We start from the raw sequence: 15,908 nt of genomic DNA on the forward strand, positions 1-15,908 counted from the left end.
AAATTAAAATAAGTAAATAAAAATAGGTGGGTAGTAATTTGCTACCCACCTTTTATCTACATGTATGTTATTTTTAATTTTTAACTATGACATATTTTTAAAGCTAAACTTGTACACTATCTGCTTCTGCTGAATCTTCAACTTCATCATCAGTGTCTACTCTCTTACCAAAAATTTGAATACCGGCAAAAATTGCTATAATTGAAATCGGTAGAACAATATATACAGATAGTCCAAGTCCTACAGGAATATATCCAAATACAACTGCTATTACTGCTGTAAATAAAGCATAAGGCATTTGTGTTTTAACATGTTCGATATGGTTGCAACCAGCCCCCATCGATGAAAGTATAGTCGTATCAGATATCGGAGAGCAGTGATCTCCAAATATTGCACCTGTTAGTACTGCACTAGTACTAGCAAGTATATAAGACATTTCTGGATTCATTGAATAAGATAAAGGTATCGCTAACGGCATAAGTATTCCCATTGTTCCATATGCTGTTCCTGTCGCAAATGATATTATCGCACCAAGTATAAATATAAGCGATGGCAATAGGAAATTTGGAAGCGATCCTGATAATAATTTTATAAGAAATTTTGCTGTACCAAGTTCTTTAATTATTGAACTTAAAGACCAAGCTAGTATAAGTATTACACCAGTTATTACTAAGGTCTTCATACCGTCTACCCATACATCTATTGCCTCTGATACATTAAATATTTTTTTGGACACAGACATGACTATAGCTACAATACTTGCAACAAAAGCAGATTGGAATAAAGATAAAGATGCATTTGAAGCACTAAAAGTCTCTTTTATAGCTGAAAATGAAAACGGCGAATTATTAAGTAAATTTATAAGTGACGAATCATTTGAGGCCATTATTTCTGTGTAGCCACTGTAATAAAATGATATTAATGCTACAACAACTAAAGTCCCTATAGGTATTATTGCGTTCCATATACTAAGTTTGATTCCTTCTTTAGGAGCTAAGTCATCTTCCTCTTTGCTTGTCAATAAATCATCATTTGATTTGTCAGATCTTCTTGCTCTAATTTCAGCATCTCTCATTGGCCCAAATTCTTTAAGCAGAATAGCAGAAATAACTATAAATACAAGCACCAATATATTGTAAAACCTAAATGGAATAGTTTGTATAAACACTCCAAATGCATCTACTTTAACACCAATACTGTTAAATGCATCGTTTATTAGTCCTACTTCAAGACCTATCCAAGTAGAGATTATTGCAAGACCTGCAACAGGTGCAGCAGTTGAATCTATAATAAATGCCAATTTTTCTCTTGAAATTTTCATTTTGTCAGATACTGGTCTCATTATTGGGCCGACTATAAGTGAATTTGCATAATCGTCAAAGAATACTAATAACCCTAAAAACCATGTTATAAGCTGAGTTCCTCTAGCAGTCTTAGCTTTGTTTGCAAGCAATTCCGCGATTGCTCTCGCTCCTCCCATCTTTGCAACGAGATTTATGACTCCACCAATTGCAAGAACTTGAAGTATTATACCAGCATTCCAAGGGTCAGATAGTGATTCCACTGCTCTATTTACTAGATCTAAAAATGCTTTGATAAATGCTATTAAAACATTGTTTCCACTAATTTGAAGTATAAAGCTTCCAGACATTATACCTATCATCAGTGAAATAACTACGTTTTTAGTAATAAATGCTAATACAATAGCAACTAACGGTGGTATAAGTGTAAAAACTCCAAATTTCTGTGAATTAATAAGTGCGACATCGATTTCTTCCGCAAAACCTACAACAGTAAACATTGTAAATATAAATATCGTAGTCAAAATCGTATAAAGTTTTTGATTTCTCATAATTTAACTCCTCTTCTTATATTTTATGAATACAGACGCGGAATTTTGAGAACTAAAAAAGCCTTAGGCTATGACACCTAAGGCATTATATACATATTTCGACTATGAGTATAAAAGTATAATTCCTCAAATGATAGCTCATCACAAAAAATATGTGACAGTTATGCATATATTCTATACATCCCCAGACTAATAACCTTAAAGCTTCGGTTAATGTCTTCGGCAATATCTCCTTTTATGGCAAATCAACGTGCTTAACTCCTTGCCACTACTGATAGATACTGCTCCTCTATCTAGTATTCATTTATAAATTTATTGATATATTAAAATAGTTAACATTATTAACATGCCTTTAACATCATGTTTCAGTATATCTTATAACCAACATTTTTACAAGTGGGTTTAGTTTTTTTAATGATTAAAAGTATATTGTATCTATAACAAAAAAGCCCATTAAAAATAGCCTGGAAAAATCCAAGCTATTTTATAAAACTTATTAATTCATTTTTATTCAGTTACAGTTTCATCAATTAATATTTCATCCTCTATATTTACTCTCTTACCTAAAACTTGTATTCCAATAAAAATCATTATTAAAGATAACGGAAGTGCTAAATATATTGGTAGACCAAGCCCAACTGGAATATATCCAAATACTATTGTAATAACACCTGTAAATAAAGCGTAAGGCATCTGTGTTTTAACGTGATCTAAGTGATTACAACCAGCTCCCATTGATGAAAGTATTGTAGTATCAGATATAGGAGAGCAGTGATCTCCAAATATCGCACCTGAAAGCACAGCACTTGTGCTAGCAATTATATATCCCATGTCTGGATTCATAGAATGAGCAAGAGGTATGGCAAGTGGCATTAATATACCCATAGTACCATAAGATGTACCTGTTGCAAAAGATATAATAGAACCAAGTACAAATATAAGTGAAGGTAATAAAAACTCTGGCAGTGATCCAGACAATAACTGTATTAGGTACGCAGCAGTTCCAAGTTCGTTTATTATAGAACTTAGAGACCAAGCTAGTATAAGTATTACACCTGTTATTACCAAAGTCTTCATCCCATCAACCCACACATCTATAGCTTCTGACACTTTAAATATTTTTTTAACTGATGCCATAATAATCCCAACAATACTCGCTACAAATGCCGATTGGAATAATGCTAATGATGCATCCGATGCACTAAAAGCTTCTTTTATCGCTGTGAAAGAAAAAGGTGTTTCTTTAAATAACGTTGATAGAGTAGCATCTTGTGAAGCTTGAATTGCACTATATCCACTGTAATAAAAAGATATTAACGCCACTACTATAAGTGTTCCTATTGGTATTATTGCATTCCAAACACTTAACTTAACCCCTTCTTTAGGTGCTAAATCATCTTCAACTTTTCCTGAAGAATCATAAGTCGATAACTTCTCACCTCTTCTTGCTTTTATTTCTGCATCTCTCATAGGACCAAAATCTTTCATAAGTACTGCTGAAATAACTATAAATGCAAGAATTAATATATTGTAAAATCTAAACGGTATAGTTTGTAAAAATACTCCAAAAGCATCTACACTAACACCTATACTATTAAATGCATCCTTTATCAATCCGACTTCAAGTCCTATCCATGTGGAAATAATTGCAAGTCCTGCTACTGGAGCAGCAGTTGAATCTATTATAAAAGATAATTTCTCTCTTGATATTTTCATTTTGTCTGATACTGGTCTCATTATCGGACCAACTATAAGTGAATTTGCATAATCATCAAAGAAAACTAGAAGCCCTAAAAACCACGTTATCAACTGTGTACCTTTTGCAGATTTTGCTTTTTTAGCAAGTACTTCAGCTATTGCTTGGGCGCCACCCATTTTTGCAACGAGATTTATAACTCCTCCTATCGCAAGCACTTGAAGTATTATTCCCGCATTCCAAGGATCTGAAAGAGATTCTATTGATCTATTTACTAGATCCATAATTGACGAAATCAATGCTATAATGACATTATTGCCACTTACTTGCATTACAAAACTCCCAGCAACTACACCTAGCATAAGGGATATTACAACATTTTTAGTTACAAAAGCTAGTACTATGGCAACCAATGGCGGTATCAATGTAAGAACACCATATTTTTGAGCGTTCAATGTTGATACATCAGTCTCTTCTGCAAAACCTATAATAGTAAACATTAAAAAAATAATAATTGTCGTAAGAATAATATATAATTTTTTATTCCTCATAAAGTTAACCTTCCCTTCTATTCTGTGAATAAATTAGATTGAGAACTGGGAATGGAAACTAAAAAAGCCTCAGGCTTAAACACCTAAGGCATAATTAACATACTAAATCTTTACGTATTATATATAATTCCTCAAATGATAGCTCACCACAAAATAATATGTGACAGTAATGCATATATTTTATGCATTCCCAGCCTAATAACCTTAAAGCTTCAGTCATTGACTTCGGCAATCTCCCCTTTCATAGTAAATCATCGCGCTTTAACTCCTCACTAATACTAATGGATACTGCTCCTCTACCTAAATATTCATCTATTCAATTTTCACTTGCTTTAGTATAGCTTAAAAGCAGGTATATTTCAAGCTTTTATAGATGAACACATTGTTAAACTTTACTTAACAATTGCAATTTATTATCCATTCTTTTTTTATCTGCCAAAGAGCCGCTTGAACAACTTTTACACCAATATAGTCACCTGATTTAATTTTGTTGTGATGTTCAAACAATTTTGACCAACTATCTGTAATTTTCTTCTTTAGTTGAGGGTAGAAATTAGTCAACATTATGTCGCTATCATGCTTTATACCATACTGCTTTAATAGATTTTTAAATTCTTTATCGTCACCATCATCTTTTGCTATATACTCTAAACTCAGGACTTTGTTCCAATCATACATATCAAATAATACAACTTCATCTACAGGAACTTCTAGCTCTAAAATACTTGTATTTGGAAACCTCTCCAAATTAGATAAATCTTTAAAAACCCAGTATGGAAACTCTGCATCTTCTGGTTTTTCAACAAGTTTACTAGCCTCTCTCGAAAACCAACTGTATGCTGTAATAAATATATTTGAACTCTCTTCGTACTTATTTTTAATAAATTCCTTTTTTGAAAAACAAGTTCCATCTCTATCTATAATCTCAATGACAGAATCATTTAATGAAGCGTACAATTTTATAGTGCTACATTTACTATCCATTCTCTTTTAACCTCCCATATTATTCCATACTTTTCTACATTTTTATCAATGATAACAGAGTCATCAAATAAAAGATCCCAGCTATCTACGATTTCGTTCTTTACTTCTGGATAAAACTGTGACATATACGCCTGAGCATCATTAGTTCTGTATAATTTTAAAAGCTCTTTGTGCCTTTTTTCATCCTGATCATCTTTTGGAATATAAGAATAGTTAAGCATAGTTCCCCATTTATTAATATTTACAAGAATAATGTCTTTGAGATTGAGTTCTAATTCTAGAATAACAGTGTTATCACTAGGTAACATAGTTGCTTCTTTTGAAAAAGAAACCCAAATTGGATAGTCAGCTTCTTCCGGTTTTTTATTCATTTTATCAGCTTTTCTGATAAACCAATCGTACACCTCAAGTACTAATTCTGCATGTTCTTGTAAATCTTTTTTTATATACTCTTTTTTTGCTTTGTATTTACCAGTTTCCTGAAGTTCATTTAAAACATTAATGTGTTGTTTCGAATAAACAATAATTTTATCCATTTTAAACTTCATCCTTTTTATTTTAAATTAATTATAGTGATACAAAGAATTGTAATTTATTAGATTTGCATAAGATCGCTACCATTATTATACAATAATTTCTCTAAACTTTTAATTGTAATTTTTTTAATTTTTCATAAATAATTGATTGTATAAATTAGATTACGTTATCTTATCTAACACATACGTGCTATAATGTTTTATAATCAAAATATTAATTTAAAGGGGATTACTATGTTACTAATATATAATGATACAACAACACCTTATTTTAACTTAGCTATGGAAGAGTATCTACTAAAAAATTTTGATGAAGAGTTATTTATACTATGGAGAAATGAACCCTCTATAATAGTTGGAAAAAATCAAAATACTTTATCAGAAATCAATTTAGATTACATAGAAGAGCATTCAATACCTGTTGTTAGAAGACAATCTGGCGGAGGTGCTGTATTCCATGACTTAGGAAATATTAATTTCACTTTCGTATCAAATGACAACAGTTTTAGTGACTTCAGCAGATTTACACAACCTATAATAGACTTATTAAAAACAATGGATGTGAACGCTGATTTTTCTGGTAGAAATGACCTTTTAATAGATGGAAAAAAATTCTCTGGTAATGCCCAATATAAATACAAAAATAAAACTATGCATCATGGAACATTAATGTTTTCATCTAAAATAAACGTCCTTTCAAAAGCTCTAAAAGTTAAGCCAATAAAACTAGAAGGAAAAGGAATTAAATCTGTTAAATCAAGAGTTACGAATATAAGCGAACATCTAAATTGTAATATGGATATTTTAAAGTTTAAAGATTTGATCATGGGCTACTTAGCCAAAAGTAATCCTGAAAACGAACAATATACTTTAAACGAAACCGATATTAAAAATATACAAAATCTAGTTGATGAAAAATATAGCACGTGGGATTGGAATTTCGGTAAATCCCCTAAATATACCCTCCGTCATGAACTTAAGTACCCGGGAGGTAATGTGGAGTTCAATCTTAACGTTGATAAAGGCGTAATAACTGAAGTTAAATTCTACGGAGACTTCTTTGGTAGCAGGGATGTTTCTTTTGTAGAGAATGCCTTGGCTGGTGAAAAACATGAAGAAAGTGCTATCAGACAAATTCTGGATAGTTTTAATATAGACGAATACTTTTTGGGAGCTAATACTGATGTATTAGTGAAAGGACTTTTTGGGAGGAATATATGATAAAAAGTCTAAGATCATCCTTAGACTTTTCTCGATCATATATATTTTAAAAATTATATTTTTCGATTTAATATATAATATAGTCAGAAGTTCAACCATTTTATCTACGTATAATTCAGTTATTCAATGTTAATCATTGCAATTTTTAAGTCAATAATTACCAATTATACTTTTACATAAGGATATTTCCTATAAAAAGACCGAAGTAGTTTCCAACTATATATCCAAGAGTGCCTACAATAAGTATTGGACCTACTAATTTTGTCCAACCTTTTGATATAGCCATTGCAGCTGCTGTTGTTGGCCCTCCTATATTTGCATTCGAAGCAAGAATAGCTTCCTCAAGTGTAAATTTAAATAACTTTGCTCCAATAAATGTTATCATCATGTTTATAACAACCATTACTACACAGTAAAGTAAAAGCAATGGAGATTTTTGAATTATTAATCCTATAGATGCTGGCACACCTATAACTACAAAGAATAAGTATATTAAAAATGTACCAATTTCTTGTGCTCCTTTAATTTCTCCAAAGAATTTAGGAATAAATGTAGCAAGTAGCATTGTTATAGTTGTTATTATAAGGTATTGATTACCGAATAAAGTATTTAACATTGAAAGTAACGGATTTGAAGTAGGTATAGTTGCTGCAAATAATCCTGCTAGCTGTACAGAAGCAGCTACTATTATAAATGCACTTGCAAAAGCAAATGCTATATCTTTAAGCGATATATCTTTACCACTCCAATAGCTTGATGCAGTTGTCTCTCCTGATTTGACCTCCATATTTTCAAACTCATCTACATGTGGATGTTTAAAATGTTTTCTAAAGAATGTTATTGAAGGTATAGATATCAGTACAAAGAAATATAATGCCATCAGTAAATTATCGGCTACAACTGCCGCTGAAACTAAATCTCCTGGAACTTCAAATGCTCCTGACATAGCAGCGAAGTTAACTCCACCACCTATATAAGAAGCAGACATCATCGCTGCAACCATATATAAATTAGGAATCAATTTATGAAGAGCTAGAAATCCTACGGTTGCCCCAAGCATAGTTCCCACAGAACTTATTAAAAATATAATAAGTAGTCTTCCACTCTCTTTCCATATCTTCTTAATATTACATTGGAATAAAAGCAATGCTATTGCTAAAGGTACAACGTACCCCCAAACTTGATCGTAAACTGGTGATTCAGTTGGAATAATTTTTAAATTAGATAATACCATAGCACCAACTAAAGCTATTATTGCGCCCGATACCTTTGATGCCCAATTATACTTTTGCTCTAGATATATACTGAAAGCTGCCCATCCAGTTATAATTGCCCACAATACCCATATATTATCAGCACTTATCAAACTTGTCATACTATCCCTCCTTACTTATTTTTTTAATATTCTTACAATATCTATTCTTTATTATATTATATAATAATGCTTTTGCACAACTAATATAGCATTGAGCCGTAGGCTAAAATTGTTATATGGTATCAAATCTTATTTAAATTTACTCTATAATATGTTAATGTAATTAATATTATTAATAAAATTTTAAGTACAATATAAGCTAATTTTTTGGATTACTGTACCATATTTTGAAAATCTAGATTCTAATAGTGAGACTCATGATATATCAACAAAAATCAAAAAGGCAATCAATGCTATAGTATAAAACTTAATCAATACTTTTTAGTATCTTTGATTGTCTCTATTCTTTATGCTCTTGCTGTATTTGTTTCTTTACTTAACTCACCATTTTGAATAATGTTTTTCAAAACTTCTTCTGTACCTTTCATTCCATCCAATTTGCTTAAAGCGAATCCCTTATCATGAGCTACTTTTGCTAGTTCTCCGTGTTTTAAGGTAAATGGATTACTAGACATAGATAACATGCCTTCATCCATAAATGAATCTCCTATGGTATAAAAATTATCTACTCCAATTTTATCAGACAAATATTTAACTGCATTCTCTTTCGTTATACCTTTTGGTAAAAAATATATTTTTCTACCACTAAAATATACTTTCCATCCTAAAGAATCAAGTTCCTCAATAAATCCTTCTATCATGTAAAATTTAAAAATATCGAGATCTACTACTAAATAGAAAAATAATTCTTCAGCCTTCCTTAATTTTAAAATTCCAGGATTATTTTCATACTTTTTGAATCTCTCTATTACTTTATCAATAGGTTTAGATTTTAATAAGATTTCATCAACTTTCTTTTTCCAGCTCCCGAGTACCTCACCATCTTTTAATATAATTCCGCCATTTGCAGCAATTACCCATTGGAATTCTATATTAAACTCTGAAAATCCTATCCTGTCAAATTGGTCTACAGTTCTGGTTGTTGTTGGAATAAATACACCATTTTTTTGTATTTCTCTTATCATATCTATCGTAAATTTCGAAATGTAAGATATCTCTTTTCCTTCGTATACCTCAATATTTGTATAGTCAATATCAGTATCTATAAATTTATTTGAGAATATTATACTTCTATCTAAATCAGAAAAAACTAGCATGAACTACTCCTTTAATTTTTAATCAGAATGTATAGTCAATGTATGCAATTAGTCCTACTAGGATTTTTTTATACATCCTTCATATTTTTAATTATTCCGCAACATCTATAAGCCTTTAAATTAACCTCTTCGACTTCTACATTTTTCTCTTTTGCTAAAATAAATATGTGCTCTAAGGTTTGGTCTTTCAGATCTTTCACTAAAACTTTACGAGGAACCCTTCTTAGTAGAACCCTTGTAGTCTCTCCTACTCCTGGCTTGATAAAGTTGACATCTTCAATTCTATATTTATTTTTTATCATTGATACGTCTTTATCTCCATCCTTAGTTACTATATCTCCATTCCAATTCTCATTATCGCGATCTATATTTTCATATTGGTTTTCAAAACAACTTTCAATCGCCTGAATATAGTTTATAGATTCATCTTTATCTGTTAGGTGATCGTAAAACTTAGCTCCATGGAAGTCATTTTCTCCAATTAGATCACTTCTCAAAACAGTTCTACTTACAAGACCTGAAACTGTAGAATTAAGACATGCACTTGGAATTAAAAAGTCTTCTCTAATTCCATAGAGACTTGAGTAACCGGCTGGATCTGCTAAAACTGCAAGAGTAGAATCAAATGAATCACCGAATTTATTTTCTAAAACTCTACAAGCTTTATCTAATTCACACGAAATCGTCCCTTTTCCTGTCCACCCATCTATAAATTGAATCTTAGACCCTCTATGGTTATTTATTATATAAGACATAGCATTTAAATCTATACCCCTATCTCTGATTATAGATATAGTGTAGTGATTTAGATTTAAATCATACCTATTTTTCAAATACCTCTTAGCAAGTATACCGATTGGTGTGCCAGCTCTTGCCAAAGACACAAGTACTACATCTTTGCCATTTTTCTTTACTATTTTTTCACACATCATTCCAATAGAATATGCTAATTTTTCCTTTGTCTCGTCTAGCTTCTCATGGTATAACTTTAAATAATCTTCGCTTACTTCGTATTCAATAGGAATCATCTCAGAATAATGAGTACCGCCCTGTATTTTTAATTCACGCTCTCTATTTCCTTGTTCTTTGATATCACTTGATATATCTTTTAGTAAAAATATTACATCGTCTTGCGAATAAGTACCAAATTTTTTCAATTTATCATCCCCCTCTGTAAGTATCATTCGTCATTATTTATGTTATTTACGATTATAGATATAACTGTAAATAATTTAATCCATTACATTTATAGCTAGTTAGCGCACACCATTTAAAGTCACAATTGTAAGTTTTTCGATACTTGTATTTTTTATTACTTCAATAAAATCATTAAAATCTTGTTTACTTTTATGCAACTCTACAAATAAAAAGCACTCTGAAAAATTATTAATATCAATATTATAAATAAAATTATCTATACTTTGATTATAGTAACTATTTATTAATTTCTTTGTTTTTATTGGATAGTTCTCATCATCTATTGCAATAATAGGACTTCTAGTAGTTGAATGATAGTATATATCTACACTAGCTTCATATTCCTTTGCGAACAACATAGGAATATACATAAACTCTTCTGTACCTAAAAATAATACTCTTTTGTTAATATATCTATTTCTTTCTAGTCCACATTCTGACTCTAGATTTTCGGTTTCGAGTTTAACTATTTCTTTTAACCTTTTTTGATCCTCTTTGTTTATCCCAAATCTTCCGGTGTATTTTACATATTCTTTCGAAGTCAAATATTTATACATATTTAAACTTAAATACTCAACTTTTAAACTTTCATTTGGATCTTGCACATTTAAATTTATGTTATTAATATAATTTACATCTGTATTCATAGTTTCCAAAGTAGTGGCAACTTCAAGTTCTTCATAATTTTCTAATTCCATGATTTTTTCATCATCTAAGTCAAACTCAAATTTTCCTTTAAATAAATAAACAAAATCAATTTTGCACCCTAGTTCATTTTCTAGTTTCTCTACTTTTTCTAGATTTTTTCCTTCTACCCAATTTAAAATTGAGCAAATAGTATATCTCTTTTTAGGGTATATTAATTGAATTTTTTTAATAATATTTAAACATGTATTTGCAGTAGTAATTTCATCATCAACTAAAATTATTTCTTCCCCTGATTTAAACTTGACCAAATTTTCATAGTACAAATTTTGGTCTGTAGCATGTGAATGCTCTTCTAAAAATTCAAGTTTTTTAAAATCACTTACAACTTCTCTTGTTGTATGTATAAACTCATAATCGCCATTTAAATAATCGAAAAAACTATGCCCTAGTCCCGTGCCTGTCTCAGCAAATGCAATAACAGTACCGCAACTAGCTTGTACTCTGTTATTGTAAGTTTGTACAAGTAACTTTCCCAACTCATCCATCTTACTAGGTTTTACCGCTAGGTGTTTGCCTAGATTCTTAGAAATAAATAAAAACCTTCTTTTTTTATTATTTCTTACTCCTATATCTAAAAAATCATCGATACAAAGATCCATAGGATTTTCAATTATTTCTATTGTGCAGTTAAAATTTAAGTAATTCTTCATATGTAACTCCTTCATTTAATACCCCATAGATTTTTGATAACATCACTGTCTTTTTTGCCCAAATTAAATGAGGGTTAGTTTCATTCATCCTCTTTCCAGAAGCACTCTTACTTACTCCAAATTTTCCCCCAAAGCTTTCTATAATGCTAATGGCATCTGTATAATCCTCAAAGCTCACTGAACTAAGTGCCTGAACAATTTGTATTTGCTTAGGATGTATCACAGTTTTTCCTACTAAGCTATGAAACTTATCTAACTCTATTTCTTTTATATATTTATTTTTTATTTCTTTATCATTCATATCAAAAAATTCTGACACTCCACCGGATATAGGTATATCTATCTCTGGTCTATTTAAATAAGTTACCATATCACTTATAAATGAGGAACATATATTATTTTCATATATAGAAAATTTTTCGCTTCTTCTAATCTCAAACAACCCCAGTATATCCGTAAGACCTATTCTCAGACTCAATATTCTATCTCTATTTTTTAATACAGTATTATAAAGATCTGAAAAACTTTTTTCTTTCATTTCTCTGTATACAAACTCACTAGTCTCTATAATAGGCATAATGTATATATCTTTTATGTCGTTTGAATTCATAAGCTCAATATAAGACTCAATAATATGAGCGTTAGCCTTAGGTATAAGTACTCCTGTTATTATAGATTGGTTTTTAAATACAATATCTTTTATTTTTTGAAATTGATTGAGGTTTTTTATTCTTAAAAATATAATTGGAAGATCAGATGTGCCTTCACTGTTGTTATTTCTTACTTCGTTTAATATAGCCTCTACATTTTTAATTGCTTCTTTTTCTCCACTAGCACCTATTGCATCTTCTAAACAAATTGCCAGTGGTTTTTCGCCATTTATCTCACTTGTAATGTTTTTTTGTATCATATCGTATTGAGTAGCAGGCATGTATAAAAAAGCACCTAAAGCGTACTTTAATACATCTTTTTCTGTTTTTTTACTGAATTCGATAGGTTTTTTATAGAATAATCTTTCAAGAATATCCTCATTTAGATAGTCAAAATATCTCAAAATTTCCACCTCTAATATCTTTAAGGGCTGACTTAAAATCAACCCTTATCATACTATTTACCATAAACAATGCTAGTATTTAATTCTTCTAATCTCTTAGTATTGTCTTTAATTGCAACTCTACTATTTTCTTCAATTCTCATAGTCTCTTCAATTCCAGATTTTATAGTATTGTGCATTTTCTCAAGAGTTTCTATTTGTATTGAACTTGTTCCAGCCATTCTAGCTATTTGAGCACTTTGTTGAGTTACATTTTGTGCATTTTTTAATAAAAGCTCATTTGTTTTATCATCTAATGCTTTAAGAGATTGTGCTTGAAGCTCTTGTTTCTTAAGTAATATAGCCTGTGATAAACACTGTTTAAACACTGGTAGTGTAACTACAAATGCGCTATTTATCTTTCTTACTAGATTGTAGTTATTGTACTGCATTCCCTTTAACATCGGAATAGTTTGTATAGCTATGTTTTCTGCTATTCTAAGATCATAAACTCTTTGATTCAACATATCGTATATTTTAAGTAAGTCTTGATAGTTTACTAAGTCCATTTGATCTCCACTTGTCTCTGATAAAGTCTTGAAATGCGGAAGTATTTCATTGTCCATCTCTTCAACGGCCATCTCTCCAGCCACTATATACTTTTGAAGTTCGTTATAGAAATTAAAATTTTCGTTTAACATAGCTCCTAATTGTTTATTTGACATTCCTATTTCTCTCTCATACTTTTCTAACTCTATTTGAATTTTTTCTACTTCTCCACCAAGAGTTTCGTACTTTTGGAACATCATTTCTAAAGCATTATTTGCCTTTTTAAATATTTTTTGTATAAAGTTTGGTTCTTTTGTATCCTGGAAGTCATCAATATCAAACTTATCCATGATCTTCGCCAAGTGCTGTAACATCTTAGAGTTTTCTTCGTTTTTATTAATTCTAATAGTATTAAGTAGATTGTCTGAAACTTTTGCTACACCTTCAGATGCTTCACGTCCAAATTTAAGTATAGAATCAGGGTTTTCAACTTCTATAAGAGATGTAAGAGCTTCAACTTCTTTAGACTTTCTAAGTTCATTCTTTTTACTATCTGTATATTCAACTATGTCAAAATTTTCTTCTACAATTGGTGCTACATTTGCAACTACTTCTGGTTGCTGTTGATTGTTATCCTTTGATAATCCATTTATATTAATTGCCATTAATATTTTCTCCTTTTCCCAAATAACTTTTTAAATAAAGGTACATCATCATTTAAATCATTTAATCTTAAATCATACTCCATCCTATCAAGTCTGTGATGATCAATTAGTTTGTTATTTATAATATTTTCTATTGTATTCTCCCCTCCAGGTGATAGTACAACAATATCAAAACCTATCTTACTTAACAACAACATTAAAAAACATATCTCTTTGCTAAGTAAATAGCTTTTCCCCATGTATAAAACCAATTTTGGATTTACATTTGAATAATCAAATTCGTTTATCATTCTTATAAACTGCTTGTCCATATGAAGAACTGTGTATAGCCCCCTAATCTTATCCTCCACATTTAGACCTTCCATAAACATATTTCCTTCAAATAGTTCTTCTACTTTTTCTAATATCATTATTTGTTTCTGAATACTAAGTGTTGAAATTGTATAATCTGGATTATTTATAATAGGCTTTTTGTCTAGTTTTACATCTGTAGACAATAAAAAAGAAAGGCTGAATGCATTTTTAATAAATTCTCTTGCAAATACATTTGTATAGCCGCTATACTCAAGGAAATACGTATATCTTGAATTTCTAAGTTTTTCTATAAACTCAATATACTCAATTCTATCGCTGTAGATCCCATCTATTTTCGCAAATAATACAGGCATTTCAACTATATTTGCATCAAACTTAAATCCTGGTTTAAGCTTAGCAGGTTCATCCCAGTAAATCGAAATTTCGTCTACTGTAGTATTTAAAAGTAAATTTTTAATCAATCTATCTTGAAGTTGCCATGGCTTTATAAAACCAGATTCATTAAGTAGCTCTTCACTTATTCTTTTTGATGCTTCTGCTCCGACAGTATAGGCTTTTTTTATAGAGCCTTTCTCTATTTTTTCACCCATTATAACCCTGTCTTCAAAAGAAACTAGTTCATCTACAAAATCGTTCTCTATTTTTTCTATTTTATGTCTATCTAATTTCAAAACACTTGTATCAACTTTATCATTTGGATTTAAGTAAAGAACATCAAATCCTGATAGATAAAGTACTAACATAAAAAGAAACTCATGTTTTTTAGCATCTCCATAAAAAACTATTTTTGGAGCTTCATTTTTATCTATTGTAAGATTTGATATATACACTTTTATCCAAGACAATATTTTTACAATAAAGTTCTGCTTAACTCTATCATTAGAAAACTCTCCCTCTCCCTCTGTCAATACCAAATCAAGAGCTCTTTTTATTTTCAGATCAATTTCCTCATTATTTACTATCTCTAGATCTAACTCTTCTAAACTATTTTTGTAATTTTTAAGTCCGCTTTTAAAATAGTTTATGAGATCAAAGTCATTCGGATTTGGGATTGATTCTGTAAACAGTACCAAGTCCTTTTGGTTTTCTATACTGTAATTTGTCTTGTATATCTCTAGATTGTATAGATTTTCTTCACCAACACCAAAGTATAAAATAAAGTAACATAAGTAACCTTTTGAAGGAGTGTAATTACCTCTGTCTGATTGACTGGAAAAAAACTTTCCAAATACCGCTGAATCATTCAATTTTTACCCTCCTGTCACTCAAAAATTATGAAAAATGCCTCAAAGATTACCTAATTAAATTTAGAAAAGCTCTCTTTGAGGCAACTTATAATATAATATTACTATTAATTTATAATTTTAGCTATATTATATTATTAATTATTTAATTAAATTTATATTCTAAAAGATTTCA

12 protein-coding genes and 2 riboswitches are annotated in these 15,908 nt (G+C 30.1%); of the genes, 1 reads left to right on the forward strand and 11 read right to left on the reverse strand.

The annotated features are described in order from the left end of the window. Nucleotides 1–103: 103 nt before the first annotated feature. From KQI18_RS00840 to KQI18_RS00855, 4 genes are all read right to left on the reverse strand, one after another. Complete coding sequence (locus KQI18_RS00840) at nt 104–1,852, reverse strand: Na+/H+ antiporter NhaC family protein (RefSeq protein ID WP_216465603.1); 1,749 nt, start codon at nt 1,850–1,852, stop codon at nt 104–106. A 126-nt stretch (nt 1,853–1,978) separates the two neighbouring features. Continuing rightward, nucleotides 1,979–2,152: riboswitch (Lysine riboswitch) on the reverse strand. Between the two features lie 207 nt (nt 2,153–2,359). Beyond that, nucleotides 2,360–4,099, reverse strand: coding sequence for a Na+/H+ antiporter NhaC family protein (locus KQI18_RS00845; RefSeq protein ID WP_216465604.1), 1,740 nt, complete (start codon nt 4,097–4,099; stop codon nt 2,360–2,362). Between the two features lie 131 nt (nt 4,100–4,230). Beyond that, a riboswitch (Lysine riboswitch) is annotated at nt 4,231–4,406 on the reverse strand. Between the two features lie 89 nt (nt 4,407–4,495). Further along, a complete protein-coding gene (locus tag KQI18_RS00850) occupies nt 4,496–5,083 on the reverse strand; it encodes a DUF3841 domain-containing protein (protein ID WP_216465605.1) in 588 nt (195 codons plus the stop codon). Then, nucleotides 5,059–5,619, reverse strand: coding sequence for a DUF3841 domain-containing protein (locus KQI18_RS00855; RefSeq protein WP_216465606.1), 561 nt, complete (start codon nt 5,617–5,619; stop codon nt 5,059–5,061). Before KQI18_RS00855 ends, KQI18_RS00850 begins: the two co-directional genes overlap by 25 nt. A 234-nt stretch (nt 5,620–5,853) precedes the next feature. On the opposite strand from KQI18_RS00855, the gene KQI18_RS00860 reads away from it, so the two are divergent. Further along, a complete protein-coding gene (locus KQI18_RS00860) occupies nt 5,854–6,840 on the forward strand; it encodes a lipoate--protein ligase (RefSeq protein ID WP_216465607.1) in 987 nt (328 codons plus the stop codon). Nucleotides 6,841–7,012: 172 nt separating this feature from the next. Here the strand turns inward: KQI18_RS00860 and KQI18_RS00865 are convergent, their stop codons facing one another. From KQI18_RS00865 to KQI18_RS00895, 7 genes are all read right to left on the reverse strand, one after another. Then, nucleotides 7,013–8,215 (reverse strand): DUF819 domain-containing protein, encoded by a 1,203-nt coding sequence (locus KQI18_RS00865; protein WP_216465608.1) that lies wholly within the window; start codon nt 8,213–8,215, stop codon nt 7,013–7,015. 347 nt (nt 8,216–8,562) lie between these two features. Continuing rightward, nucleotides 8,563–9,372 (reverse strand): HAD hydrolase family protein, encoded by an 810-nt coding sequence (locus KQI18_RS00870; protein ID WP_216465609.1) that lies wholly within the window; start codon nt 9,370–9,372, stop codon nt 8,563–8,565. Nucleotides 9,373–9,440: 68 nt separating this feature from the next. Next, nucleotides 9,441–10,529, reverse strand: a complete 1,089-nt coding sequence (locus KQI18_RS00875) for a cysteine protease StiP family protein (protein WP_216465610.1) — start codon at nt 10,527–10,529, stop codon at nt 9,441–9,443. Between the two features lie 99 nt (nt 10,530–10,628). Further along, nucleotides 10,629–11,927 (reverse strand): phosphoribosyltransferase family protein, encoded by a 1,299-nt coding sequence (locus tag KQI18_RS00880; protein ID WP_216465611.1) that lies wholly within the window; start codon nt 11,925–11,927, stop codon nt 10,629–10,631. Beyond that, nucleotides 11,905–12,981 (reverse strand): HpcH/HpaI aldolase/citrate lyase family protein, encoded by a 1,077-nt coding sequence (locus KQI18_RS00885; RefSeq protein ID WP_216465612.1) that lies wholly within the window; start codon nt 12,979–12,981, stop codon nt 11,905–11,907. The genes KQI18_RS00880 and KQI18_RS00885 overlap by 23 nt, the downstream gene beginning before the upstream one ends. Before the next feature lie 53 nt (nt 12,982–13,034). Further along, complete coding sequence (locus KQI18_RS00890) at nt 13,035–14,174, reverse strand: toxic anion resistance protein (RefSeq protein WP_216465613.1); 1,140 nt, start codon at nt 14,172–14,174, stop codon at nt 13,035–13,037. After that, on the reverse strand, nt 14,174–15,736 hold the full coding sequence (locus KQI18_RS00895) for a YceG family protein (RefSeq protein WP_216465614.1): 1,563 nt from the start codon (nt 15,734–15,736) through the stop codon (nt 14,174–14,176). The genes KQI18_RS00890 and KQI18_RS00895 overlap by 1 nt, the downstream gene beginning before the upstream one ends. Between the last annotated feature and the right edge of the window lie 172 nt (nt 15,737–15,908).

It is taken from the genome of Metaclostridioides mangenotii (assembly GCF_018917235.1).
In the GTDB taxonomy this organism is placed as follows: domain Bacteria; phylum Bacillota; class Clostridia; order Peptostreptococcales; family Peptostreptococcaceae; genus Metaclostridioides.